Origin of the sequence: Rhodococcus sp. NPDC059969, assembly GCF_042738325.1 — a bacterium.
In the GTDB taxonomy this organism is placed as follows: Bacteria; Actinomycetota; Actinomycetes; order Mycobacteriales; family Mycobacteriaceae; genus Rhodococcus_F.
In genome coordinates this window covers 375,286-400,299 of the sequence record NZ_JBHWUF010000001.1, presented here as the reverse complement: position 1 = coordinate 400,299, position 25,014 = coordinate 375,286, and the positions used below count along the sequence as shown (strand labels likewise).

At 62.1% G+C, this 25,014-nt stretch carries 27 protein-coding genes; 16 read left to right on the top strand and 11 right to left on the bottom strand.

The features are described from left to right. Positions 1-27: 27 nt before the first annotated feature. Both ACFWAD_RS01875 and ACFWAD_RS01870 read right to left on the bottom strand, forming a co-directional pair. Positions 28-678, bottom strand: coding sequence for a sterol desaturase family protein (locus tag ACFWAD_RS01875; RefSeq protein ID WP_378540901.1), 651 nt, complete (start codon positions 676-678; stop codon positions 28-30). Further along, positions 675-1,397, bottom strand: a complete 723-nt coding sequence (locus tag ACFWAD_RS01870) for a FadR/GntR family transcriptional regulator (RefSeq protein WP_378536446.1) — start codon at positions 1,395-1,397, stop codon at positions 675-677. The genes ACFWAD_RS01875 and ACFWAD_RS01870 overlap by 4 nt, the downstream gene beginning before the upstream one ends. Positions 1,398-1,553: 156 nt before the next feature. On the opposite strand from ACFWAD_RS01870, the gene ACFWAD_RS01865 reads away from it, so the two are divergent. Then, positions 1,554-2,567: an ABC transporter substrate-binding protein gene (locus ACFWAD_RS01865; protein ID WP_378540898.1), complete on the top strand. Its 1,014-nt coding sequence runs from the start codon at positions 1,554-1,556 to the stop codon at positions 2,565-2,567. Here ACFWAD_RS01865 and ACFWAD_RS01860 read toward each other — a convergent pair. Further along, a complete protein-coding gene (locus ACFWAD_RS01860) occupies positions 2,496-3,239 on the bottom strand; it encodes a TMEM165/GDT1 family protein (protein ID WP_378540896.1) in 744 nt (247 codons plus the stop codon). The two genes, ACFWAD_RS01865 and ACFWAD_RS01860, sit on opposite strands and share 72 nt — an antisense overlap. Positions 3,240-3,533: 294 nt before the next feature. Then, positions 3,534-4,061 (bottom strand): peptidase, encoded by a 528-nt coding sequence (locus ACFWAD_RS01855; protein ID WP_230816072.1) that lies wholly within the window; start codon positions 4,059-4,061, stop codon positions 3,534-3,536. A gap of 165 nt (positions 4,062-4,226) precedes the next feature. On the opposite strand from ACFWAD_RS01855, the gene ACFWAD_RS01850 reads away from it, so the two are divergent. From ACFWAD_RS01850 to ACFWAD_RS01835, 4 genes are all read left to right on the top strand, one after another. Beyond that, complete coding sequence (locus ACFWAD_RS01850; protein ID WP_378540893.1) at positions 4,227-5,561, top strand: DUF1254 domain-containing protein; 1,335 nt, start codon at positions 4,227-4,229, stop codon at positions 5,559-5,561. Positions 5,562-5,717: 156 nt separating this feature from the next. After that, on the top strand, positions 5,718-6,290 hold the full coding sequence (locus ACFWAD_RS01845) for an HdeD family acid-resistance protein (protein WP_378540890.1): 573 nt from the start codon (positions 5,718-5,720) through the stop codon (positions 6,288-6,290). Then, on the top strand, positions 6,280-7,428 hold the full coding sequence (locus ACFWAD_RS01840; RefSeq protein ID WP_378540888.1) for an AI-2E family transporter: 1,149 nt from the start codon (positions 6,280-6,282) through the stop codon (positions 7,426-7,428). Before ACFWAD_RS01845 ends, ACFWAD_RS01840 begins: the two co-directional genes overlap by 11 nt. A gap of 44 nt (positions 7,429-7,472) precedes the next feature. Continuing rightward, entirely contained in the window at positions 7,473-8,825 is a 1,353-nt protein-coding gene (locus ACFWAD_RS01835) for a hypothetical protein (protein ID WP_378540886.1), read from the top strand. Here ACFWAD_RS01835 and ACFWAD_RS01830 read toward each other — a convergent pair. Then, on the bottom strand, positions 8,822-9,445 hold the full coding sequence (locus ACFWAD_RS01830) for a superoxide dismutase (RefSeq protein WP_003944189.1): 624 nt from the start codon (positions 9,443-9,445) through the stop codon (positions 8,822-8,824). The genes ACFWAD_RS01835 and ACFWAD_RS01830 overlap by 4 nt on opposite strands. 260 nt (positions 9,446-9,705) lie before the next feature. Between ACFWAD_RS01830 and ACFWAD_RS01825 the strand changes: the two genes are divergently transcribed. The 3 genes from ACFWAD_RS01825 to ACFWAD_RS01815 all read left to right on the top strand — a co-directional run bounded on the left by ACFWAD_RS01825 (position 9,706) and on the right by ACFWAD_RS01815 (position 12,245). Continuing rightward, positions 9,706-10,884, top strand: coding sequence for an acyltransferase family protein (locus ACFWAD_RS01825; protein ID WP_378540884.1), 1,179 nt, complete (start codon positions 9,706-9,708; stop codon positions 10,882-10,884). After that, entirely contained in the window at positions 10,823-11,536 is a 714-nt protein-coding gene (gene msrA, locus ACFWAD_RS01820; protein WP_378536460.1) for a peptide-methionine (S)-S-oxide reductase MsrA, read from the top strand. The genes ACFWAD_RS01825 and msrA overlap by 62 nt, the downstream gene beginning before the upstream one ends. 112 nt (positions 11,537-11,648) lie before the next feature. Then, complete coding sequence (locus ACFWAD_RS01815; RefSeq protein ID WP_378536462.1) at positions 11,649-12,245, top strand: hypothetical protein; 597 nt, start codon at positions 11,649-11,651, stop codon at positions 12,243-12,245. A gap of 15 nt (positions 12,246-12,260) precedes the next feature. On the opposite strand, the gene ACFWAD_RS01810 is transcribed toward ACFWAD_RS01815, so the two are convergent. After that, complete coding sequence (locus tag ACFWAD_RS01810) at positions 12,261-13,190, bottom strand: LLM class F420-dependent oxidoreductase (protein ID WP_378536464.1); 930 nt, start codon at positions 13,188-13,190, stop codon at positions 12,261-12,263. Between the two features lie 16 nt (positions 13,191-13,206). Beyond that, complete coding sequence (locus ACFWAD_RS01805) at positions 13,207-15,003, bottom strand: hypothetical protein (RefSeq protein WP_378540881.1); 1,797 nt, start codon at positions 15,001-15,003, stop codon at positions 13,207-13,209. Positions 15,004-15,418: 415 nt separating this feature from the next. On the opposite strand from ACFWAD_RS01805, the gene ACFWAD_RS01800 reads away from it, so the two are divergent. Genes ACFWAD_RS01800 through ACFWAD_RS01785 form a run of 4 tightly spaced genes read left to right on the top strand, consistent with a single transcriptional unit; the run spans position 15,419 to position 18,964 of the window. Further along, on the top strand, positions 15,419-16,405 hold the full coding sequence (locus ACFWAD_RS01800; protein ID WP_378540879.1) for a DUF4328 domain-containing protein: 987 nt from the start codon (positions 15,419-15,421) through the stop codon (positions 16,403-16,405). Further along, complete coding sequence (locus tag ACFWAD_RS01795) at positions 16,402-17,166, top strand: glycerophosphodiester phosphodiesterase (RefSeq protein WP_378445512.1); 765 nt, start codon at positions 16,402-16,404, stop codon at positions 17,164-17,166. The genes ACFWAD_RS01800 and ACFWAD_RS01795 overlap by 4 nt, the downstream gene beginning before the upstream one ends. Before the next feature lie 11 nt (positions 17,167-17,177). Continuing rightward, positions 17,178-18,092: a DUF5926 family protein gene (locus ACFWAD_RS01790; protein WP_003944127.1), complete on the top strand. Its 915-nt coding sequence runs from the start codon at positions 17,178-17,180 to the stop codon at positions 18,090-18,092. A gap of 53 nt (positions 18,093-18,145) precedes the next feature. Beyond that, complete coding sequence (locus ACFWAD_RS01785) at positions 18,146-18,964, top strand: alpha/beta fold hydrolase (RefSeq protein WP_378540876.1); 819 nt, start codon at positions 18,146-18,148, stop codon at positions 18,962-18,964. Here ACFWAD_RS01785 and ACFWAD_RS01780 read toward each other — a convergent pair. Next, positions 18,961-19,506, bottom strand: a complete 546-nt coding sequence (locus tag ACFWAD_RS01780; RefSeq protein WP_024487904.1) for a ferritin — start codon at positions 19,504-19,506, stop codon at positions 18,961-18,963. The genes ACFWAD_RS01785 and ACFWAD_RS01780 overlap by 4 nt on opposite strands. 154 nt (positions 19,507-19,660) lie before the next feature. Further along, positions 19,661-20,587 carry a cation diffusion facilitator family transporter gene (locus tag ACFWAD_RS01775; RefSeq protein WP_378540873.1) on the bottom strand — a complete coding sequence of 309 codons (927 nt, stop codon included), beginning with the start codon at positions 20,585-20,587 and terminating at the stop codon, positions 19,661-19,663. A 179-nt stretch (positions 20,588-20,766) separates the two neighbouring features. Here ACFWAD_RS01775 and ACFWAD_RS01770 point away from each other — a divergent pair, with 179 nt between their 5' ends. From ACFWAD_RS01770 to ACFWAD_RS01760, 3 genes are read left to right on the top strand one after another with little or no spacing between them, the layout of a single operon-like run. After that, positions 20,767-21,396 (top strand): M23 family metallopeptidase, encoded by a 630-nt coding sequence (locus ACFWAD_RS01770; protein WP_378542887.1) that lies wholly within the window; start codon positions 20,767-20,769, stop codon positions 21,394-21,396. Between the two features lie 28 nt (positions 21,397-21,424). Then, a complete protein-coding gene (locus ACFWAD_RS01765) occupies positions 21,425-21,784 on the top strand; it encodes a BlaI/MecI/CopY family transcriptional regulator (RefSeq protein ID WP_378540870.1) in 360 nt (119 codons plus the stop codon). Further along, positions 21,781-22,728: a M56 family metallopeptidase gene (locus ACFWAD_RS01760; RefSeq protein ID WP_378540868.1), complete on the top strand. Its 948-nt coding sequence runs from the start codon at positions 21,781-21,783 to the stop codon at positions 22,726-22,728. The genes ACFWAD_RS01765 and ACFWAD_RS01760 overlap by 4 nt, the downstream gene beginning before the upstream one ends. 9 nt (positions 22,729-22,737) lie before the next feature. On the opposite strand, the gene ACFWAD_RS01755 is transcribed toward ACFWAD_RS01760, so the two are convergent. Together ACFWAD_RS01755 and ACFWAD_RS01750 are read right to left on the bottom strand one after the other, a co-directional pair. Continuing rightward, positions 22,738-23,304 carry a vitamin K epoxide reductase family protein gene (locus ACFWAD_RS01755; protein ID WP_378540865.1) on the bottom strand — a complete coding sequence of 189 codons (567 nt, stop codon included), beginning with the start codon at positions 23,302-23,304 and terminating at the stop codon, positions 22,738-22,740. Then, positions 23,301-23,945 (bottom strand): DsbA family protein, encoded by a 645-nt coding sequence (locus ACFWAD_RS01750; RefSeq protein ID WP_378540863.1) that lies wholly within the window; start codon positions 23,943-23,945, stop codon positions 23,301-23,303. The genes ACFWAD_RS01755 and ACFWAD_RS01750 overlap by 4 nt, the downstream gene beginning before the upstream one ends. A 126-nt stretch (positions 23,946-24,071) precedes the next feature. On the opposite strand from ACFWAD_RS01750, the gene ACFWAD_RS01745 reads away from it, so the two are divergent. Then, the gene (locus ACFWAD_RS01745) at positions 24,072-25,013 is read left to right on the top strand and encodes a cytochrome c oxidase assembly protein (RefSeq protein WP_378540861.1); all 942 of its coding nucleotides are present in this window, start codon (positions 24,072-24,074) and stop codon (positions 25,011-25,013) included. Position 25,014: the final 1 nt, after the last annotated feature.

Genomic DNA, 25,014 nt, shown 5'->3' with positions numbered 1-25,014 from the left:
AGCTGGGGGCCAGGAACCGGCGTTCATTCACAGCTTTGACGTGGTGCCGTGCAGGTTCTTCGCCGTCGGGGATGTCTCGACGGATTTGGGATCGGGGTAGGTGCCCAGCGCGCGATCGGCAGTTCCCGCGGTGGTGACGGTGAACCAGTAGTGCTCGTTCTTGAAGTGGTGGTTGCGGTGATTGCGCCAAACCGACCGGTAGAGAGCAGTTTTCGGCTTGTAGTCACTGTGGATGAGGAAATGCGTCCACTCGTAACCGAGACCGAGCACGGAAATGCAGGTCAGGAATGTCAGGCCGAGTTCGACGCGAGGAAACGCCAGGAGGGCGACGGCTGTCAGAACGGGAATCACGATCAGGAGCGTCTGCCACGGGATGAAGATGAGTGAGACGGTTCGCGGCGCGAAGTGGTGTTCCCGATGGCTTCGCGCCAGCCGTGAATCGAGTGTGACGCCGCCAATGGTCCGCGGCTTCCAATGGAGAACGAAGACGTGAATGATCCACTCCACGAACGGGAATGCGGCGATCATCACGAGCGGAACAAGTGCGTCGGTGATCTGCCAGTCGCCCAAGGCAATGCGCGTCGCCGCCGCGGCCAGCAGCATGGTGCCGATCATCCACGGCGTCGGTGACCTACGAAACGTCCGTGCGGCATCGGCCAGGGTAAGAGGCTTGCTCATGGTTTCAGTCCTTCCAGGAAGGTGAGAGCGTCGCCGATTGCCGTCGTACCGGTGTGGAGCAGCGTTGCTGCCAGGGTCTCGGCGGCGGGCTCGTCGTGTGAAGTGATGGCGGAGGCCAGTTTTCGATACAGATCTGTTTGGCCGACTTCGGCCACCATGACGGAGGCAAGTGCCGTCATGGCTGGCTCGTATGCAGCGCGAAGGCTGTTGAAGATCAAGCGGAAGGCTATGGAATCTGCGCTGTCGACGACGACGTCCCAGAACGCCAGTGCGCGGCTTTGCAACTCGACCGGATCTTCGGTGGCGCCTAGATGGTCCACGGCTGCGTCGAGGTCCTGGGCAGATTCTGCGGAGATGCGACGAGCCGCCAGCACCGCGATCTGCGGTCCCATCAACTCGCGAGTTTCCAGGACGCTGCGTACCACCGTCAGGTCGGGGACGCCATCGCGAACCAGCAGTTGGGGGAGAAGTTCTGGTCCGGCCTGGCGTCGAAAATCGCGCACCGACGTGGATTCGCCCTGGCGGACCTCGACGAGCCCGGCCTGGGCGAGCTTCTGGATCGCCTCTCGAACCGCGGGCCTGGAGACACCGAATGCCTCGGCGAGTTTGCGCTCGCTGGGTAGTGCCTCGCCGGCAGCCAGCTCTCCGGCCAGCACCTTCACGGAAATCTGGTCGAAGACTGCGCCGGAGGCCGAGGTACGTGCAACGGGTTGGAACATGTACCGACCTTAAGCGCTTACTAGTAAGAGGTCAAGTGGTATTACCAGTTGAATTCTGGCGCGAAAGAGACACCTCTTGGCCAACAAACTTCACCGCAACGACGCAGGTGAGAGTAATTTTAGGTGACCCTAATTCGATTGACCGTCAGGAAGCCCATGACATCACTTCTCTTGCCGACTCTCGACACCGACGCAGAGTTCACACGCATTACGGCCGCGCTTACCCGTCGCGGTTTCCTCGGGGCCGGCGCGTTGGCCGGAATCGGATTGCTCACGGCCTGCGGAACCAGCACCAGCGAGTCTGCCGAAGGGTCGATGCGCACCATCAATACCGCTCTCGGGCAGGTGGAAGTGCCCGCCAACCCGCAACGGGTGGTCAGCGCCGATTACTACACGGGTCCCGCGATGTTCGACGCCGGATTCACACCCGTCGGACTGCCGGTGGACTACGAGAACGCCGATGGCGTCCCGGAACCCTATGCGTCTGCTCTGCGGTCTCTCCCGAAGGTGGGGCGCTGGTACGAGCCGAACGCCGAGGCGATAGCGGCTTTGTCTCCCGACTTGATCGTGATGACCAACCTGCTGTCGCAGAACAACCCGGATCTTTACGAGCAGATCCGGTCGATCGCACCGACCGCAGTTTTTGCCGAAGACGGGCAGTACGCATGGAAGGAGCGTGCCCTCGGGGTCGCGGACGCGCTCAACCAGAGCGCGAAGGTTCAGGAGTTGGCAGACCGGTACGAGGCGCGGATCGCCAAGTTTCGCAGCGACAACGCTGATGTGCTGAGCAAGGTGAAGGTCGTCTACACCACGTACTTCGAGGAGAGTGGCTTCTCGCTGTATTCGCCCACGAAGTATCAGACGACGGTGATCAGCGAGGCCGGGTTCCAGTTCAACGACCGCTCGCTCGCAATTCCTGCCGGCAGCAACGAGTGGTTCCCGAAGGAGCAGTTGGAGCTACTCGACGAGGCCGACGTCATCATCACCAACAGCGGCAAGGGCCCTATCGACGAGAAGTTGGCTGGCGACACCATCTTCCAGCGTTTGCGCGCCGTCAAGAATGATCAGGTGTACTCGTTCGACTACGAGGGCGTCGCCTCATTCGGTTGGGCCTTGACGTTCCTCGAGCAGTTCCAACCGATCGCCGAGGAGATCAGAGCCAAGCTCTGAAGGCGGCTTCGGGTGGGTGCGCTTCCAGATCATCCGGGCCAGCGCACCCACCACGGACACTGCGAGTACAACTCCGCCGCCGATGACGCCGGCCGACGAGTCCGGGAAGATGCCCTCGAGCAGCAGCCAGACACCGAAGACGAAGAACAGCACCGCGGCACCGATCTTGATGAATCCCTCCGGAAGGTGCTTGCCCAGTACCGAGCCGACGATGATGGCCAGAGCGTCTGCCGCCACCATGCCGACAGTCGATCCGATCCAGATGCCGATCCAGTCGTTGTCGGTGGCGAGCGTGATGGTGGCGAGCATGGTCTTGTCGCCGAGTTCGGCCAGGAAGAACGCCGATGCGACGGCGATGAAGGCGGACCGCGTGACGCGACCGGCTTTGTTCTGCTCGTCGTCGGTGAGATCGTCACCGCGCAAGGTCCACAGACCGAAGATCAGGAACGCGATACCGCCGACGATCGATATTGCCGCCGTCGGAAGTGCGACGCCGACGTAGTGGCCGACGGCGACCGAGACGAGGTGAACAAGGGTGGTGGCGACGGTGATTCCGCCGAGGACGACCCACCAGCGATAGCGCAAGGCAAACGTCATTGCCATCAGTTGCGACTTGTCGCCGAGTTCTGCGACGAAAATGACGCCGAAACTCAAAAGTATTGCGGCAAGCAAGATTTACTCCTCCGGTCGGTGTAGGTCGGAGGAAAAATGCGAGCCTCCGGCCTGGGCAAGCGCAGTGGGTGCGCTTGTCCGGCCGAAGGTCTCGCCCACCGAGGCCACAGGACCTTCGGTTCGCCAGGCCGGGTGCTTCGCGATCCGCACATGACGGAGCGCGTCGAACCAGTATGTCGACACAGGCGATTGGGGGCTACTCCCCTTCGTTGCTACCCACGTTAGCGCGGTTGAAACGAATTGGCAAAGCGCGCAGCAAGTTTGGGAGTCCGAACTTATCGCTTACCGGGGCCGTCACGAGGCGAGGAGCATGGCCAAAACAGCGGTGTCGGGATCGCTGATCGGATCGATGCCGACACGGCTGATCATGGAGACGACTGTGCCGTCCGGCTCTGCCTCCACCCAGGCCGCACGATGCTCCAGGCCCAGGTAGGGAAGACCGGGCAGCAGTACGCACCCCGACGCGCTGCCCTCGCATTCCGGCAGGCTGGACGTGGTTTCCGACGGCGGGTGCAGCATGATCAGGGCCGGTGGCTGGTGATCGGAGAAACGGCCGGGTGTCAGGGCAAAATCGCCCAGCACCGGACCTTCGGCAACCACCAGACCGACAGTGCCCGGCTGGGGGTCCTCGGGAACGTCCTCACGAACCCCGAAGACCGTCGTCGTCGGCAACAAACCCGGCATCGAGGCCACTCGGACAGCCAAGGCGAGAAGCTGCGCCCACTCCTGGGTGGTGTCAGGCCAACGCCCGGAAATGACGAACCCCTGCAAAGATCCGGCGGCTTGGAACGGAGAAATGCCTATTGCTTCGTTTCTGTTCATTTCTGTTCCTCCCTCGGTGCTGGGGCAAATCTCGGGCAGACGCGCATGCGTCGGTCCGGCACACCTCGTTGGGTAATCGAAATATGCACCCATTCGGTACTGGCACACAAGACGGGGAGAGTGCCAGCCAGGTTTGCGCTGGTGAGGGCGGTGGTATGCGCAGGCATGACTCTGTCGAAGAACCGTTCTCGGCTGGAAGACCTGGCAACGCAGGCGTGGATCTTCGGATATCCACTGTTGATTGCGGCGGTATCGCGTGACGTCATGACGGCGGTGCCGACGCCGGTGGCGATGAAAGCCCCGCTCAACCAGTTCGCTTATGCGCGTACAACGCCCGATGCGACCTTCACCGATGTCGTCTCACCCAACGCGGACACTCTCTACTCGTCGGGGTGGCTGGACGTCTCGACGGAACCGCAGGTGCTCTCATTGCCGGACTTCGGCACGCGGTACTGGCTGGTGCCCATCCTCGACGCGTGGAGCGACGTGTTCACGGTGCCGGGGTCTCGGACGGTGGGACGCACCGGGGGACCGTATCTGGTGGCCGGGCCGAATTGGAAAGGCAACGTGCCCAAGGGTTTGACGCTGCTGCGTTCTCCGACGGCGATGAACTGGATAGTCGCCCGCTATGCGACGTCGGGGGGAACGGACCTGGCTGAAGTGCACAGCTTGCAGGACCGGACGCGACTGACACCTCTGTCGGAGTGGACGGGTGACCCGCAGGACTACACGCCCGGTGAAGTGCCGGTGAACGCTGCCGTCGACACCCGGACGCCGCCGGTGGACCAGGTGGCCGCCATGGACGGCGAGGCCTTCTTCACCACACTCGACGCACTTCTCGACGACAATCCTCCCCGCCCGGACGATACCGAGATGATGAAACAGCTGTCCGATATCGGAATCGGCTCCTCGCTGCCATGGAAGTCGCGTCCGCAAGAGGTGCGTGATGCCCTCGACCGAGCTGCACGAACCGGAATGGACGTGCTGAGCGAGATCGCCAAAGAGGCCGAGGGTAGTCCGAAGAACGGCTGGACGATGCACCGCGGCTTGGGGCATTACGGAACTCATTACGCTCAGCGGGCTTTGATCGTCTGGCTCGGTTTCGGGGCAAACCTCGATGCTGATGCCGTGTACCCGCACGCCACCACGGACGTCGACGGGAAGCCACTGACCGGCGAGAAGAAGTACGTACTTCATTTCGAGAAGGACGAACTGCCGCCGGTCGAGGGCTTCTGGTCGCTCACGATGATGAACGAGCGGCAGTTCTTCGTGGACAACCCGATCGACCGATACGCGATCGGTGATCGAAGCGATCTGGTGTTTGCCGACGACGGTTCCCTCGACATCTATCTTCAGCACGAATCCCCTGGTGGTGAGAAGGAGCGGAACTGGCTGCCGGCTCCGTCCGGTGACTTCAACGTCTTTCTGCGCCTGTACTGGCCGAAGGCGGCAGTGCTGTCGGGATCGTGGACAGCGCCGGGTATTCGGGAAGCAGGCTGAAGGTCCTCTCGCTCCGGACCCGAAGAGCACAACTCGGTATCAGCCGCGCGTTTCGATGGGCGGAAAGGTCTCGATAGCCATACGATCTGTCGGTATTGCCCTGTTTGAAGAGCTGTTGAATCGGTCAGAGACACCCGCTTGCTTCGGAGGCTACTGATGGTCACGCAGAATCCGTTCGTGCAGTACGGCAAAGAGATCTGGTGGATGATCCTGATCCGCGGAATCTTCGGTGTGATCTTCGGAATCATCGCACTGGTGTGGCCGGGAATTACCTTGGTGGCCTTGGTCTTCCTGTTCGGTATCTACTCCATTGCCGACGGCTTGATCACGATCGTTCGAGCCGTCCGGGACCGCGAGCACCTGAGTTCGTGGGGATGGTGGGTCTTCACGGGCGTCGTTTCGGTGGGAGCCGGTGTGGTCGCGCTGGTCTGGCCAGGCATCACCGCGCTGGTGCTGCTGTACATCATTGCCTTCTACGCCATCATGTTCGGAATCTTCGGAATCGTCGGCGCCTTCAAGATGAAGACGCTGCCCGGATCCAGTTGGGGATGGTTGCTCGCAGCCTCGGTACTCGCTGTCATCTTCGGCATCATTCTTCTCGTCGCGCCCGGCGAAGGCATCATCAGCCTCATCTGGTTGTTGGGTTGGTACGCAATCTTGTTCGGCCTCGTCATGATCGTGGGAGCATTCCAGATCAGGAGCCGGGCAAAGGAAGTCGGTGTTCTCTAAGAAGGGAAAGCCGGCCGTCGCGGCTCCCGCTCCGATCCCCACGCTGTCCGGTAGTGAGAACTGGTCGATCCCTCGCGGTTTGATCGTCCTTCTCGGTATCGCGGCCACCGTGGTTGCCGTCGGAGGAATGAAAGTGTTCGGCGGCATCCTCGGACCGGTCTTCCTCGCACTGGTGCTGACGATTGCCGTTCAGCCCATTCAGGATTGGTCGCAGCGACGCGGGTGGCCCAAGTGGGTCGGGATGTTGGGCTCGCTGGTCACCGTCTATCTGATTCTGCTCGGGCTCGCTGCCTCGTTGATCGTGTCGACGGCGCAGTTGGCGACGATCCTGCCCCAGTATTCCGAGGAGATGACCAACCTCCTCAACGAGGGCCGCGACAAGTTGGCCGACTTCGGAGTGAGCACCGAACAGATCCAAAGCACGCTCAGCAGTGTCGATCTCACGAAAGTAGTGGGTGTACTCGAAAGCGGGCTGGAGGGCCTGCTCGGCATTCTGTCGGATCTGGTGTTCATCCTCGCGCTGTTGCTGTTCATGGCCTTCGACGGCATGAGTATCCGCTCGCGGTTACACGTGCTGGCCGAGCAGCGTCCCGAAATCTCCTACGCGCTCTCCACTTTTGCCGCAGGGACTCGCAAGTACCTGGTGGTCTCGACGGTATTCGGACTCATCGTGGCGGTGCTCGACGGTGGTGCGCTGTGGCTGATGGGCATTCAGCTACCCGTTCTGTGGGCGCTGCTGTCCTTCATCACCAACTACATCCCCAACATCGGGTTTGTCATCGGCGTCATCCCGCCGGCACTTCTCGGGCTCTTGCAGGGCGGACCCTGGCTGATGCTCTGGGTGATCGTCGTCTACTCCGTCATCAACTTCGTGATCCAGTCCATCATCCAACCCAAGTTCGTCGGCGACGCCGTCGGACTGTCGGTGACGATGACGTTCCTCTCACTTGTCTTCTGGTCGTGGGTACTCGGGGCGCTCGGAGCGCTGCTGGCGATCCCGCTCTCGTTGTTGGTGAAGGCTGTCCTGCTCGACATCGACCCAGCCACACGCTGGGCCGACATCCTGATCAGCGGGCCTCGGGACCTGCCGGAGGAGAAACCCGAGGAGCCTGAAAAGCCGGCCACGCCCGCACACTAGTACTTCTCAGCGTTTCTACAAGTTGTTGCTTTATCGTCTCGCCCATGAGCGCCGAGAACACCACCGAGAACACCCACCGCCAGCCGTCACGCCTCGGTCGACGGCTGGCGGTGGGTGGTGTAGCGGCGATAGTCGCAGCTGCGGTCGCGGGGATCGGCTTCGTGATTTTCGCGGGCGGTGGTGCTGACAATTCGCGCACCGTCGCGATCGTGAACGCAGACGCCGGAACCACTCTCGACGGCAAGAAACTTCGAGCGGGTGACACGCTGGTGGACACTCTGGGCAAGAATGAAGACTTCGACTTCCAGGTGGTCGACAACCCCGGCGGCAACTACTTCGCGACGTTGACGGTGCCGGAAGACTTCAGTGAATCCGTTGCGTCGATGTTCGGCACGGACCCCCGCCAGGCGAGTGTCGAGCTGGCCGTGAAGGGCTCGGATCCGGAGAGGTCGACCGAACTGACTCGGGCGGTCTCCGCGCAGGTCGGCGCCGACGGAATCAAGGGTCTGCTGGCTCAGACGTCGGCCGCCAGGCGCTCGATAGATCAAAACCTCACCACCGCACAGATTCTGGTCGCCGGAACCAACGAGGCCGGAAAGTCCATCGATCAGGTGAAGGCAGGCGCCGGCACACTGCTGCCGTATCTCGAGACCGCACGATCCGGGGCGTTGGAGTTGATGAGCGTGGCGGAACAGGTATCCGGTGTTGTCGATCAGGCATCGGGATCGGCGGAAGAGTTGGCCACGCGCGCTGATTCGCTGGGCTTGACGTTGGGGGAGGCGTCGTCCTCGACAGCGGAATTGAAGACACGAATCGACACGTTGCAGACCGCGTTGAACGGCCTTCCGATCCCGCCTGACGTGACAGCGCAACTGGCCGGTGTGAGTTCGGATCTCGGTGCGCTGAATGCGCAATTGGGCACCGTTCCGGCGCTGTTGGGTGGTTCGGTCGGACCCGATACGGAGCTCGGTGATCTGGTCCGCACCGCCGTCGGGCAGCTGCAAGGGGCGAGCGATCAACTGAGCAGTGCTGCCGGACAATTGAACGACGGACTCATCCCCATAGCCGATCAGGCGCCGCAGATGCTCGGTGACGTGACCGACCAGATCACCCAGGGATTCACGACGCTGCAAGGGATCGCCAAGTCATTGGTCACGGGCCTCGACGGCGCAAAATCCGGCATTCCCGCGATGACCACTCCGCAGCAGGTTCAGCTGACCTCGGTGCTGTCGGATCCGGTGGCCGTCAATCAGACCACCGCGAGCAGCGGTGACTCCGGAACTCGCACACTGGCATTGGTCTTCGGAGCGACGACGGTCCTGCTCGGTGGTGCTCTGCTGACACGAACGGCGGCGCCCCTGGTGAGGCGCCGCCGTTCGCGAGAAGAGCGTGACTAGACGATCAGACCTGCGGTCTGGGTACGTGCACGGTCGAAGCGAGCCGAGACGTCGTTCCAGTTGACGATGTTCCAGAATGCCTTGACGTAGTCGCCCTTGACGTTCTGGTAGTCGAGGTAGAAGGCGTGCTCCCACATGTCGAGGAGCAGCAGCGGCGTGAGGCCGATGGAGATGTTGCCCTGCTGATCGTAGAGCTGGACGATGATCAGACGCTGTCCGATCGAGTCCCACGCGAGGATGGACCAGCCGGAGCCCTGGATGGCGTTGGCGTTCGCGGAGAAGTGAGCGCGGAAGAGATCGAACGAACCGAAGTTGTCGTCGATCGCTGCGGCGAGTTCGCCTTCGGGCTTGTCGCCACCGTCAGCGCTGAGGTTGTTCCAGAAAACGGTGTGGTTGGTGTGGCCACCGAGGTGGAACGCCAGGTTCTTCTCGAGCAGGTTGGCCTGCGCTGCGATGGTGTCGTTCTCACGAGCCTCGGCCAGCTTCTCGAGTGCAGCGTTGGCACCGGCAACGTAAGCCGCGTGGTGCTTGTCGTGATGCAGCTCCATGATCTTGCCCGAGATGTGCGGCTCGAGGGCTGCGTAGTCGTAGGGGAGTTCCGGCAGCGTGTAAACAGACACGAGGGTCCCTTCTTTGCGGGCTGGTGAGCCCTGGTGCTTTAGAGTGCGTCGATCACCGGTCACGGCGTGACGTCACTCGCGTATGTGCAAATCATTCTTCGGGTTTCCACCCAATAACATTCGTACACCGTCCGCAACAGTCCGGCTCAGGTAGTAATCACCAAAGAATAAAGTTTGGGCAACCAAACTTACCCTGATCTAAGGGTAAGCTAATGTGCGCAAATTCGTCGTAAAGGTGAACGGAACCTTAAACTTGCGCGATGCCCGCACCAGTTTTCCTCCCGGAATCACCAGAGGCGGCCGCGCCTCGGGTGAATCTTCCGGGCGCTGACCTGCTGCGAGCCCTGGCGGTTGCCGCCGTGATCTACTCCCACATCTCTTTTTACGTCATCGACGATCTCGGCTCGGGTTGGTGGGTGATCGACGTCGTCTACGGCGTTTTGATCGAGCCGGCCGAACTCAACCAGCACCTCTCTTTTGTCGGAGTCGCAGTATTCATGATGCTTACCGGCGCATTGGTGACGCGGTCCGCGATTCGCGATGGTCCCGGAAAGTTCTTGACCAACCGATTCAGTCGACTGCTGCCCGCATTCTGGGTGGCAACCGCGATTGCCATTCTTCTGGTCCGCCTCGGAATCAACGGAATGTTCAGCGGTCAGGAAGGTATTTCCGATACCGAAGCGTTGATGAGCTTTTTTCTCGGCGGATTCTTTCTCAAGCCCGAGGTGGCAGTTCTCGGAGTGACCTGGACGCTCACCGTCCAATTCCTCTTCTATCTCGCGTGCGTCGCCGCTCGTCCGATACTGCGGCTGCGTCCGATCGTCATGCCGCTCGCCGGTGGTGCGCTGTGCTCACTGGTTCTGCTCTACAACGTCTACGCGCCGCTGCCGTACACCGTGCCGATGCTGTCCAAGATCGCCGCGACGCTGCCGGCCGTCTTCCTCGGCCAGATCATGTACCTCGCGTGGGCGAAGCTCGCTCCCGGCCGCTGGCTGATCGCGGCCGTCCTCATGCAGATGCACGTCATCATCGTGGCGACCCAGTTCCGCGTGTACTGGGCCGGCGAGCACTACCTGTGGACTATCTCGGTAGTCGCCGCAGCGGTTGTCCTCATCGGCCGCTACGACGGCGTCCCAACGCGCTGGTCGGTCGTGAAGTGGCTCTCGACGCGCAGTTACGTCATCTATCTCGTGCACACCCTGATCCTGTACCGCGTCGTCGAGAACACCGTGATGTACGTGGGACCGACGCTGGCCTTCGCACTGTTCCTTCTGGTCACGGCTGCGGTATCAGAAGTCGGCTACCGCTGGGTGGAGCTGCCCGGTGCCCGCGCGGTCACGGCGTGGCGAAACAGCCGCTCGCGCGTAGCATCGAAGCATGAGCTGGTACGACGACATTCTGGGACGAGCGTCCGCAAAATCCACGCTGATCGCGCCTGAGGACGCCCTCCCCGGGCGAGAGCAGAAAATGCCGGTACCTACCGCGCACTACGTCAACGGACATCCGTTGACGCCGCCGTTTCCGGCCGAAATGCAGACCGTCGTCGTAGGTATGGGTTGTTTCTGGGGCGCCGAGAAGGAGTTCTGGCAGCTTCCCGGTGTGTACACGACCGCTGCGGGTTATGCCGGCGGCTTCACTCCCAATCCGACATACGAAGAGACGTGCTCCGGACGCACGGGGCACACCGAAGTAGTGCTGGTGGTCTTCGACCCCGCGGTGATCTCCTACGAGCAGATCCTGGCGCACTTCTGGGAGAACCACGATCCGACGCAGGGGATGCGTCAGGGCAACGACCAGGGCTCGCAGTACCGTTCGGCGATCTTCACGACGTCCGCGCAGCAGGAAGAAATCGCTCACGCGTCGGCCGTCGCTTTCGGCGAAAGGCTTGCCGAAGCGGGATACGGCGCGATCACCACCGAAATCGGTCCGCTGCGCGACTTCTTCTATGCGGAGGATTACCACCAGCAGTATTTGGCGAAGAATCCCGGCGGTTACTGCCCGGTGCATGCCACCGGCGTCAGTTGCCCGGTGGGATTACTCCGTCAGGATCAGGTTCCGGCGCAGACGGATATCCTTCCGCCGAGCGAATAACTGGAACAGGTGTTGGAGGACACATGTGATTCAGCTCGTTAACACTTGCAACTAGATCGAAACAAAGGGAATCTCGAAGTAACAGTGTGTCGTCGAGAGAACTGAGTTCACAATGTCAGGTAGTACGCGAGGAACTGCGTCGCTGCTTCGACGCACCATTCACGTAGGCCACGATCCGATGGTTCGCCGCAGTGATCGGATCGAAGGGTTCATGTCCTTCGGTCTGATCATTTTCGCAATTCTGCTGCTGCCACTCGCAGTGTGGGCCGGCGCCGCGACGGCTTCGAGCCAGAACGCACTGATCGCCAAACAATCCTCGGAACTGCACAGCATTTCGGCGACGACAACGGCGGATTCGAAGCAAACCACCGTCTCCAACGCCGATTACATTGCGCCGACGACGGAAATGGCCAGCGCACAGTGGAACTGGAACGGTGAGGTTCACACGAGCGACATCACTGTCGACTCAGCGACGCCTGCCGGTACCGAGGTCGACATCTACGTCAACGATCAAGGTGACAAGTCCGTAGCCCCGATCACTCAGAGCGCTGCCGACGTCGCAGCCGTTGTGACCGGGGTTTTCACCTGGTTCAGCGTGATGTCCTTGCTGGTCATCGCGTTCATGCTGGTGCGGGTGTTTCTCGACCGTTCGCGCTCGGCCCAGTGGGACCGGGACCTACGCGCATTCCTCGACGCGAACGCGCTGTAGATCCCGGCCCGTATCTCACTGCAGTTGGGGCATGACCTCGCTTGCGACGAGTTCGAGATGATCCAGATCGGCGAGATCGAGAGTCTGCAGGTACACACGCTGTGAACCGGCTTCGGCGAATGTTCCGATCTTGTCGACCAGTTCCGAAGGTGTTCCGGCCAGACCGTTCTCACGCAATTCGTCCACGTCTCGTCCGATGGCCTCGGCGCGCTTCTTGACCTCTGCCTCGTCGCGGCCGCAGCAAAGGACGAGAGCGTTGGAGTACACCAATTCGTTCGGATCCCGCTCGATGTCGACGCAAGCCTGACGAACGCGCGCAAAGATGTCCTTCGTTTCTTCGAGGGACTTGAACGGGATGTTGAACTCGTTCGCGAACCGAGCGGCGAGTGCCGGAGTCTTCTTCTTGCCCGTGCCACCGATCAGGATCGGCGGACCGTCGACCTGATGCGGCTTGGGAAGCGCGGGAGAGTTCTTGATCTGCACGTGCTTACCGTCGTAGTCGAACGTGTCGCCGACCGGCGTACGCCACAGACCGGTCACGACGTCGAGAGTTTCCTCGAGCAGTTCGAAGCGATCCTTGAGCGCGGGGAACGGGATCCCGTACGCCTGGTGCTCTTCCTCGTACCAACCGGCACCGATGCCGAGGTCCACGCGGCCACCACTCATCTGATCGACCTGCGCGACCGAGATGGCCAGCGGGCCGGCGTGACGGAACGTAGCCGACGTCACGAGGGTGCCGAGGCGGATGGTGGACGTTTCGCGGGCGATACCGGCGAGCGTGATCCACGCGTCGGTAGGTCCGGGAAGGCCGTCGGTATTCATGGCGAGATAATGGTCCGAGCGGAAAAATGCGCCGTAGCCGAGTTTTTCGGCGGTCTGGGCAACAGTCAGTAGTTGTTCGTAGGTAGCGCCCTGCTGGGGTTCGGTGAATATACGCAGCTCCATGACTTCTACTCTGCCACTATTTTGCGGAGGTCGGGACGACGGCACCGACTTGTCCACCGCCGAAACACAGGGTCAGTCCCGGCGTTGTCGGCGTGATTTTCACACTGTTTCCGTGGCCGACCAGGCGTACGAACGCTGAGTGCAAACCTTGCGTCACGGGTACTGATACGGCGTCGCCGGACTCCAACGCGACGTCGATCGTTCCGTCGGTGCTCGCGAGGTAGTTGAGCTGAACCGTCCATTCCCAACCGGCCAGGGGGCCGTCGAGGGGGAGTTCGATCGGGCCTTCGGAGCGGGTGCCGCAGTTCGGTGCCGTTCCTTCGGGAATCCTTCTCGTCCAGGTCACTTCGGCATCGACAATCTTTCCGCTGTCGTCGATCGTGCGCAGAATCGGAGTGCTGGAAGAGAATTCGGGTCGATCAGACAGAGGCGCGAGAACATTGCTTGCCAAATTGTTCGGAAAGGCGACGGGAAGAAGTACCGCGATCGCGACGGGTTGCTCGAGCAGCGGAGCATCCTGATTCTGGGACAACGACATTCGTGCGTTGGCGAGGTAGTCGCGAGTCGGGTTCTCGCGCCAGATGTCGACGAACGTGACAGTCGAGACGAGCGAACTGACAACGAAGAGCGCTGAGAGCCCGGCGGCGACTGCGACGGGCATGCGGGCCGGACGTCGCCGAGGCGAGGCGAGAATCAGGGCGGCGGCGAGTGCGAACACCGTCGCCGAATCCGTGAAGTAGCGCAAGGTCTGCGCCAATTCGTAGGTGGTGTCGGCGTCGGATCGGGTCGCGGTCATCGCCACGACGGAGGCCAGGAAGTACAGCGCCGCGGCGGCCCAGATCCAGGCGGCGCCGCGTCTGGCACGCACTGTCATCACGACCGTCGTCAGCAGTGTGGCCCAGGCCGCGACCACCAATACCGTCGGCGGATCGGCCCACGCGGGGCTGGGGATCCACCGCTCCCAGTGCCAGGGGCCGCCGATAAGAGTGGGAAGCATCCCCAAGGACGTGCCGTGATGCAGCAGTTCGGTGGACATGGAACGGCCGTAGCCGGTGACCGGGGACTCGACGGTGGTCAGGTACACCGGAATCCAGATCGCGAGGACAGCGGCGCAGGCCGCCCACAGGAGTCGGCACTTCGTGATCGCACTCCGGATCGGCGTTCCTTCGCCTTGCGTGCGCAAGTACAGCACCAGAAAAGCGAGTGCCACGAACGGAACGAGCACTGCTTTCTCGAAGAACAATAGGGAGACGACAAAAACTGCGGTGCCCGAGAACACGTAGCGCACATGCCCGGTGCGGTACAGCTTGATCGCGTCCCCGGACGCCCAGGCAAGTGCGATCTGTAGCGGCAAGGCATTGAGCGCGGCCGCCCACCACGAGAACGCCGGAAGTGTCAGCGGGACGAACAGATACAGGATCAGCGGAATCAACAGCGCCGGTCGCCAGCCGAGGACCAACCGAAGAGTGCGGAGAAGCGCCAAGGACGCCACGGCCTGACCGATGACGAGCAGTGTCGCCGACAGTGCCCAGTTGTACGGTGCGATGCGTGCGATCAACCCGGTGAAGAAGAAGGCCGCGGGCATGAAGTGACCGTCGTGATCGTAGAGCAGGAGTTCGCTCGAGAAGAGCGAGAAGCGCGCGCCCCGGCCCATGAGGATGAGGTCGTCCCAGTAGAAGTAGTTACTCGCGGCAACCCAGGCGCGAATGACGAGCTGACATCCGATCAATACGAACGCGAGCTGCATGACCCGGTTCGCGGTGAACGTCAGAGTTGGCTCGGCCTGTGGAGAAGTCGTCGACGGAGAAGTCATCGACGGTCATGCTTCCAGGTGTGTCAAAACCGGCCTTCGGCGAAAAAGGGGATAACGGTCTTTTCTGTCTTTTCGGGCACAATTTCTGAATGGATTGTGAACTTTGCCGGGATAAATGACGCCGACGCCCGAAAGTTCACTGACCTGCGGTGTCAAATTCATCCTCGAGCCTGTGCATCGTTCGCTAACACCTGTCAGCAAATTCTCAGGGTCTTGCCCGTGACCTGTGGATAAAGCCCGATTCATTCATCCAGAACTGTGGATGAACCTGTGGAAACTGTGGATAACTCGAGTTTTTAAGTGGCGGAGGTCACATTATTCGAACAATGCAGGTGAAGGCGGTGGAGGTTCGATCACAAATCGGGAGTGAATCCATTTGCTGCCGTTACCGATACGGCGTGACAGAATCGAAGTTGTGAGTGTCGTTCAGGTCTGCGCCCGGTGCGCCGCGCGTTGGCCCGTAGTCGGCGGCCCGACGCAGCGCAATGGAGTCGGCGGCCCGACGCAGTGGTGCCCGCGCTGCAGCGGCGTTCTCCTCATCCCCACCCGGACCGAGATCTACCAACCGCCCAACCGTCGAGGCTTCCGCTGGATCGCGCGCTCACCGTCCGACCCACGAGGCGTGGGGGACGCACCAGTGCGTCGTAGCTTCTCCACTCCGCGCTACGACGCTGTCCCGCAGTGGGGACTCCATGACGTCTTCGATACCTCACCGGTACCGCCCTCGCGTGCGGACCGGATGGCCGATCGAGTCGAGCCGTTGCTGACGCTCGCGACGATCCTCTACGGACTGGCGGTGTTCGCCGAACTGGGCAGATACGCGATCCTGGTCCGCAACCGCACCACGCTGATCCCGCAGCCGTTGCTCACTGTCTCCGACGCCGCCGTGTACTTCACCCAGTTGGGTGGACTGCTGGTCTCCGTCTTCGCTGCCGTAGCCGCCGTGTGCTGGCTGCTTCGTCGGCGTCGTGAACACTTCGCACGCGCCCGGGAATCCGATCCGCGTACCGCCTCGGAAGTGGTCGTCGGCTGCGCTGTGCCGATCCTCAACCTGGTGATGCCGGCCGTCTATCTCCTCGAGCTCGTTCGCCGTGATCCGCGCGGAACCCTGCTGGTCAAGATCTGGTGGGGCTTCTGGGGATTCAGCGCTCTGCTGCTGGTGGTCAATGCGTACTGGCGATCACGCCCGGGGATTCAGGCCATGGCGGACGGGGTTCTGCTGAACGCATTCATAGCGCTGATCGCTGCCGTCACCGCCGCGTTGACGCTCATCGTGATCCGACGGATCGAGCGCAAGAGCTGGCGCGGTGAACCGGAATCGGAAACCCGGTGGGTGCCGGTGCCACGCTCGGTGTTGGAAAAGAAGACGGTGTTGGAAGAGAAAGAGACCGCAGCCCTGTGAGCCCAGATCGTCGAGGTCCACTCGTCGTTGCGCACCGAGGTGCGTCGGCTGCGCGGCCGGAGCACACGCTCGCCGCCTACGAACTAGCTCTCGAAGAGGGTGCGGACGGGCTCGAATGCGACGTTCGGCTCACCCGCGACGGACACCTGGTCTGCGTTCACGATCGCAAGGTCGACCGCACCTCGAGCGGGACGGGGATCGTCAGCGAGATGACTCTCGATTCGCTGAACGCTCTGGACTACGGGTCGACGAGCGAACCGGCCGAACTGCTGACTCTCGCCGATCTCATCACCCTCGCCCTGGATTTTGCGCGCCCGGTGAAGCTGTTCATCGAGACCAAGCACCCCGTGCGCTTCGGCGGCCTGGTCGAAGCCAAACTCCTGGCGGAACTGCACCGCTTCGGGATCGCGTCACCGCCGTCGGCCGATCATTCGCGCGCAGTGGTCATGTCTTTCTCGGCGAGTGCGGTGTGGCGAGTGCGCCGTTCGGCACCGCTGCTGCCGACGGTCCTGCTCGGTGACGCGTCGCGGTACCTCGGCGGCGGTGCGTCGACGGCTGTGGGCGCTACGGCGATCGGGCCGTCGATCAAGGCGCTGCGCGAACATCCCGATCTGGTCGATCGGGCCGCCGCTGCGGGTCGCGCGACGTACTGCTGGACCGTCGACGACAAGGCGGATGTGGACCTGTGTCGTGAGCTCGGGGTCAGTTGGGTTGCCACCAACCATCCCGGGCGCACGAAGCAATGGCTGGGCAGCGTGTAGATTTTGCCCTCGTGGCCAAGAAGAGCAAAAGAAACAGTGGACCGAAGCAGGGCAGCGCACGCGCAGAGAAGCTGGCGGCACGCCAAGCAGAGCGTGAAGCCGCTGCCGGCGTAGTCAGCCGCCCGTTCGAGGGCCTTGCCGCCGAGTGCGATCTGGTCGCGCTGCGTGAATTCGTTCCGTCCGCCACGGCTCCGTTGCCGGTCATCGGCTCCGACCGTCCCGTCACGTTGGCGACGGTCCTCCCCGGCGCTGTTGCCGCACTCGTCCGCGACGAGGGCGAGACGGCCACCGGATTTGTCGGTGTCCAGGTTCAGGCGCACTCGGCCGACCTCGGCGCAGACCTCGCCGCTTCGGTGAACTGGATCAAGGACGCGGCCCCCGGCGACGCGCTTTCTGCCGCGAACCCCGATTCCGAGACCCCGGCGGTCACCGCTGTCGTCGATCCGTCGGCGCTGCTCGACATCACCGTGCACCAGAACTTCAACTGGTGGATTCCGGAAGGCGTCGAAACCGATCCCGAGGTTGCCGCCACCGTGCAGCACGCCAACTCGGCAATCATGCCCTCTGCACGCCTCGAAGGCGACGGCCTCGTTGCCGCGTGGTGGGTAGACGCCGGCGAGAAGGCGCACCTGCGTTGGGTTCGTCCCGAGAGCGAAGACGACCTGATGCTCGCGCTGGCGCGCGTGCACGCGACCGGTGGACTGCACCTGGGTGAGGGCTCGCGCTACGCAGGCTCGTTCCGCACCCACGGCCTGTTGGTTCCCGTCTTCGACCTCGACCGCGAAAAGCATGCAAACGAGTGGGTTGCGGCAACCGTCGAGCTCGGTGAGCGTCTTGCCGAGGCTCTGGCCGTCGATGCTCCGCTCACCTCGGCCGAGCTTCGCTCGCGCGACGGACTTCGTGGTCGTCAGGTCACGCTGCGCTGATTTTTTCGCCAGAACTATAGGCGTTACGCAAAGTTACGGTTAATGTTGGCGACATGACCTTGTCGCATGACATCTCCGGTAGTGGTCCCACGCTTGTGCTCGTCCATGGAATCGTCCATCGACGGCAGGCGTGGGATTCGCTTTTGGACCAGCTGACGCCGTACCGCCGCGTCGTCACCGTCGACCTGCCGGGTCACGGAGAGTCACTGCTGCCCGAACTCGGTCCTGACGTCATGGGACAGCTGATCGACGATGTCAGTGAGTTCGTCAAGGAAGTAACTCCGGCAGGGGAGCGCGCCCACGTCGCCGGAAACTCGCTCGGCGGCTGGATTGCACTCTCGCTGGCGGCGCGCGGAGACGTCGCGTCGGCAACAGCTCTTTCGCCGGCCGGGTTCTTTGTCAATCACCTCGATCAGGTGCGAGCGATCAACACGTTCCGTGCACTGCGCGGCACGGCCAAGCTCATGGGCGACGGATTGCCACGCGCATTGCGGTACAAGCTGATTCGCTATCCGGCGCTCGCCGCGTTCTTCGCTCATCCGAGTCACGTCGGGTATGCGGCGGCGTTGGCCGACTGCCGTTCGCTCGTGTCCAACGAACTCGTCGACCTCGGTCTCGAGATGGACTTCGTGTTGCCGCCCATCGTGGATCCCACTGTGCCGGTGACGGTTGCGTGGGGTCGACGCGATCTCATTCTGCCCGTGTATCAGGCGCAGCGCGTGAAAAAGTCGTTCCCGCAGGCAAAGTTGATGGTTCTGCCCGGTCTGGGGCACGTACCGATGACAGATGCCCCCGAGCTGATCAGTTCGATCCTGCTGGCAGGAAGCGAACCGTTCGGCTCGAGGGCAAAATCTGTGAGTGCTGCAGGCTAGATGGTTCCGCCTGCTGCGTTCGGCGCACCGGTGGTGTCACCGACGGTGCTCATCTCACGGGAAACGAAGTCTTCGAGGTCGAACAGGTTGGCGCCCGCGCGATCCGCGATGGTGAGAAGTGTTGTCATGCTTGCCACTTCCTCGACCTGCTCCTTGAGGAACCACTGCATGAACTGCTCACCGAGGTAGTCGCCTTCTTCGCGGGCAGTGCTCGCGAGCTGGACGATCTGCTCGGTGACCGTCTTCTCCTGCGTCAGCGCGAGAGCGATGGGCTCGCGGGCATCCTTGAAGTCGGCCTTCGCAGCGTCGACGCCGGTGAGTTCGACGTTGATGTCGCGATCGAGGAAATACTGAACGATCATCATGGCGTGGTTACGCTCTTCCACCGCCTGCTTGTAGAAGTGCTTTGCCAGCTGTGGCAGATCCGCATTGTCGAAGTAAACCGCTGTCGCGATGTACTGATGCGAAGCGTTGAACTCGTTGCGAATCTGGTCTCGGAGTAGTGCGTGGAATTTGGTCATGTGAGTCTCCCCAGAAGTCATGAATTCCAAGATAGTGCAGGTCAGAGGCCCTGTCATCCCAGTCTGACCTTATTGTGGTAAGCGTTCCCAAACTAAAGAAGACCTAATTTTTCGCCGAATTCCGTGAGGTTATCGAGCCCGGTGAAATCGAATGTTTCATTTAGGAATGTCTATTTCACCAGGCGAGTTCCGCGCATTTACCGTCACTTCCCTGTAGTTCCACCTGTACGGTGGCGTGTTCGAGTTCGAAGGCCTCGGTAAGCAAGGTTTGGGTGGCCGCGAGCACCGTTGTGGGATCGGCGTCACTTGCCGCTGTGACGTGAACGGAAGCAACTTCCATCCCCGAGGTGAGCGTCCAGACGTGTAGATCGTGCGCGTCGACGACGCCCGGGAGGGTGTTGATCTTCTCGATGATCGACGTGACGTCGATGCGATCGGGAGCCTGCTGGAGCAGGATGCGGACGGCATGGCGACCCAGGTTGAAGGCGCGCGGCAAGACGAAAAGACCGATGGCTACGCCGATGACGGGGTCGGCGTAACGCCAACCGAACGCGAGCGTGACCAAGCCGCTGACGAGGACGCCGATGGACCCGACCATGTCCGCCATGACTTCGAGGTAGGCGCCGCGGATGTTGATACTCTCCTTCGCGCCGCTGCGCAGCATCAGGAAGGCGATGACGTTCATCGCCAATCCGACGACGGCGACTATCGCGACGGGGAGGCCGGGAACCTCGGGCGGATCCGAGAATCGGCTGGCAGCCTCGTAGAGCACCCATCCGGCGATTGCGAAGAGCAGGATCGCATTGGCCAGTGCTGCAAACACTTCCGTGCGATACATGCCGAAAGTGCGGTCGGGGCGCCGGGCGGCACGCTGTGCGACGAGGATCGCGGCGAGCGCCATGAAGATGCCGAAGATGTCGGTGAACACGTGCGCCGAGTCCGAGAGCAGTGCCAGCGACGAGGTGAAGAGTCCGACCGTCACCTGCAGAACGAACGTCACCAACCCGAGGCCGGCGGCGATCCACAGTTTGTTGACATGCTTGCCGCTGTTGCTGGTCGCAGCCTCGGCGGGGGAGATTCCGTGTCCGTGTCCGTGTGACATCGAAGATCCTTTCGTCGACGTCAGCCTAGACACATATGCATATATGCGCAATAGTGCATGTCTTAAAAACTATGCAACATAGTTGTATGGTGGCGGCGTAGACCTTCATTTGTCATCGACGCGAGGACCGAGAAGTGGGACGACATCGAAAAGCCGAGCCGATCAGACCCGGCGGGCGCATAGCCGCGGTTTCCGTGGCGACGGGCGCAATCCTGGCGTCCGGCACTTCCATCGGGCACGCATCGCCGCCGCCGGTTGCAGTCGAGGATGTGGCGGCGGTGTCGGTGCCGGAGATCCTCGACCTTGTTCGAACGACGAATCTTGCCGGAATAGCCGAACAACTCGGCAAGACGCGACAACTCGAATCCGAGCGAGCGGCGCTGACTTACGAGGCAGAGAAGCCGCAGGTGATGGCCCCCGTCAGCGGGACGATGACGTCCAACTTCGGTCCACGGTGGGGAACCACCCACTACGGTCTCGACATCGCGAACGCGATCGGAACACCCATCGTGTCGGCGACCGACGGTGTTGTGCTCGAATCCGGCCCCGCGGCGGGATTCGGGCTCTGGGTCCGCATCCAGCAGGATGACGGGACCGTCGGCGTCTACGGACACATCAACGAGGCGCTCGTGGTCGCCGGTCAGAAGGTGCGGGCGGGTGAACTGATCGCGACCGTCGGCAATCGTGGACAATCGACAGGACCACACCTGCACTACGAGGTGTGGCAATCTGACGGACAGAAGACCGATCCGCTCGCGTATCTGAATTCCCGGGGCGTGTCGTTCGGGGAGAAGACCACGGGCGACTGAAGTTCTGTCACGACGCGATGGAGGAGCAATGCAGGGGCTGGGCGGACTCGAAGCCGAGGTCATGGATGTGCTCTGGCAGTCCGACGACGCACTCTCGGTCAAGGATCTGGTCGAGATCCTGGGCGAGCGTCGACAGCTCGCGTACACCACCATCCTGACCGTCGTGACGCATCTCTACGACAAGGGCTGGGTAAGTCGCGAGAAGAAGAGTCGCGCCTACTTCTATCGGCCGAGCCGCACCCGTGAAGAAGCCACCTCCAGGGCGCTGCGCGAATTGTTGGACAGCAGTTCCGATTCCGCTGCCGTGCTGTTGCACTTCGCCAAGACCATGACGGACGCCGAGAACGAGGCCCTGCGCCGAGGTCTTTCCGGGGAAGGTGCGCAATGACATTGGCGTTGCCGATGCTTCTCGGTGCGGTACTCGTGGGATTCTTGGTTCCGAGAGCGTTGCGAGCTGTTTCCTCGGCGTTGTCACCGGCGGTGCTGCTTGCGGCGTGGCTCGGCAGTATGGCGTCGGCTCTGTATCTCGCTCTCTCCGCGGTCTTGGTTCTGGTGTGGCCGAGCCACGCACCGGTCGAGGGGCTGGTCGACGGTATCGCTCGGTGTTTCAGCGCCTTCGCGCACGGCACGAGTTCGTGGGTGGGTGAACTGATCACCGGTGCAGCCGTTGCTGTGGTGGGTTTGATCGCCGTTCGGATCGTGTTGGCCGGGCGCAAACAAGCGCGTGAGCACGCGAGGGTGCGAGATTTCCATCGTGATGTTCTCTCGATCGTCGCGCGCCGCGACAACTCGGAGTCCGACGTGTTGTGGTTGGATCATCCACTGCCGATGGCGTACAGCGTCGCCGGAAAGCCTGGATTTGTTGTTGCGACGCAAGGCTTGTCATCCGCTCTTACCGGAGGTGAGCGTGACGCGGTTCTCGCGCACGAGCGTGCGCACCTGAGCGGCGGTCATCACCGAATCGTCGGTGCGTGCGAAGTCTTGGCCGCTGTTCTGCCGCGAGTGCCGTTGTTCGCGGCGGCGCCTGCTGCCGTCGGCGCGATCGTGGAACTGTCAGCGGACCGGCACGCCGCTCGCGTCACCAGCCCGGCTGCGGTGCGTTCCGCCCTTTCCGTGGTGTCGAAATCGCCGCTTCCTCAGCCGGACTGGAGCTTGGGTGATCGCGGCGGCGCGACCGCAGTGCGATTGCGTTCCCTGGTGGACGGCGACGTGGCGTCGCCTCGGCGACTGACCTGCGCGGTGGCGGCATGTGTGCCGGCGGCTGTCACGACGGCCGTTGCCGCAGCCGTGACGGTAGCCGTCTCCGCGGGTATCTGCGCTGTTCTGACCTGAATCCCGTACTCAGGCGAGTGTCCGCCAGTACCACCAGAAGGCCTCGGTGATTGCAAGCACCACAAGGAGCATCCATACCGTGGGCACTACCGAGTGGTATCTGGCGGCGGTGGCGGCCGTGGCGCTGTTGGTTCGCGAAACCGCAAGGTGCAGGGCGCAATACCAGAGTGAACACACCACCGAGATCCAGACGATCATGCAGTAGGGGCACAGCGCCTGGATCGAATAGAGACTCGCGAAGATCAACCAGTGAACAAATGTCGCGGCCAAGGCCAGCCCGGCGAGTGTGGCGAACCAGCACCACCGCGGGAGAGATACTCCGGTAGCAGCGAGGACCCCGACAATGGTGAGCGCAGTGAAGCCGATCAGACCCGATATCGGATTGGGGAATCCGAACACCTCGGCCTGCGGTGAACTCATGATGGTGCCGCAGCTGATGATCGGGTTGATGCTGCACGACGGTACGTACGCCGGGTCGCTCAGCGTTGCCAGCTTCTCGAGCGTCAGGACGAATGACGCGATCAGGCCGGCAAGGCCGGTGACAGCCAGAATGCGACCGGTAAGGACGGAGTTCATTGTCCCAGTACGGTGTCGATCTGGGCTTTCAGATCTTCGTAGGTCGGCATCGGGGCCAGTTTCACATCGTTCAGAAAGAGGGTGGGCGTGCCCTGGACGCCGAGGCGTCGACCTTCTTCGAAGTCGCGCTCGACCCGCTCGCGGACGCCGCGGCTGCCGAGGTCGGAGTCGAATCGGGTCATGTCGAGGCCGAGATCTTGTGCGTAGGAGCGGAACAGCACCTCCTGCGATTCGGCAGATTCACCCCACTGCGACTGCGTCTCGTACATCCGTTGATACATCTCGACGAACTTGCCCTGGCGAGATGCGGATTCGACGACCTGCGCCGCGAGAGTGCTGTTGGTGTGACTCGGAATCGGAAAGTATCTGATCCCGAACGTGATTCGATCCTCGTACTCGGCTCTGATTCGCTCCATCGTCGGGTACAGCGCGCGGCAGGCCTCGCATTCGAAGTCGAGGAACTCGACCAGGTTCACCTTGCCGTCGGCGGCCGAGGTCAATCGGTACGCGTCGTCGGTGAGGACGGCGGTGGATTGTGCTGCCCGATCGGTGCTCTCGTTGTCTGCCCGGATCGGATCGACGGTGATGAACGTGATCAGAGCTACCGCGAACACCGCGATCAGGGCGGCGGATATCTTCATGCTTCTGGACACTGCTGTGCACCTGGACCTTCCGTCGAATTCCTAAATACTATCCAACATAGTAGTTAGGTGTAGAGTCGACGGTACCCGCATGGAGACGAAGGAGGACCCGCCGGTGAAGCGTTCGTGAACGACACGCCGCCGCCGTCGATCGGGCAGATGCTGGAGTGGGATACTTCATCCCTCCCGCTTCTTCCTGCGCTGGGAGTTGTTCTTGCGCTCTGGTATTGGACTGGCGCTCAGCGAGTTCGCGCGAGTGGGAGACCGTGGCCGTGGCATCGGACAGCGTGTTTCCTGGGTGGGTGCCTGCTGCTGATCGCGGTAACCGGACTGAAGGTCGAGAGCTACGGCTACGAACTCTTCAGTGTCTGGATGTTCCAACACCTGACGCTCTCGATGGCGATCCCGCCGCTCTGGGTACTGGGCTCGCCGGGACTACTGCTACTGCGTTCGACGCCGCATCGAGGGATAGGAAAAGGTGTTCTCGCGCTTGCCCTCTCGGCATTGCGTAGCCCACCGGCGCGGTGGATGCTGCACCCCGGTTTCACGATCCCGGTATTTCTGTTCAGTTACTACGGGATCTATCTGTCGCCGATCTTCGACACTGTCTCGGCGTTACCGGCCGGACACGTTTCGCTCGAGATCTTCTTTCTCGCCAGCGGTCTGCTCTTCATCATGCCGGTGCTCGCGACCGGCCCACTGCCGGTGCGGCAGAGCTACCTCGGGCGGTGTTTCGACCTGTTCGTGGAGATGCCGCTGCACGTGTTCATCGGCGTCGTACTCATGATGGCGACAAAACCGCTACTGACCACCTTCGTGGATCCGCCTCCGGAGTGGGGCGTGGACGTCATGCAGGATCAGCAGCTGGCGGGCGCCCTCGCGTGGTCGTACGGAGAGCCCGTCGCGCTGGTGGTGGTCGTGATCTTCGCGATGCGCTGGAACCGGGACGACAAACGGATGAATGCCGCCCTGGACCGCCGCGCCGAGATCGACGGCGACAGTGATCTTGAGGCGTACAACAATTTCCTCAGATCACTGAACGCCGCCGAGCGGCCTGAGACTCGGTAGG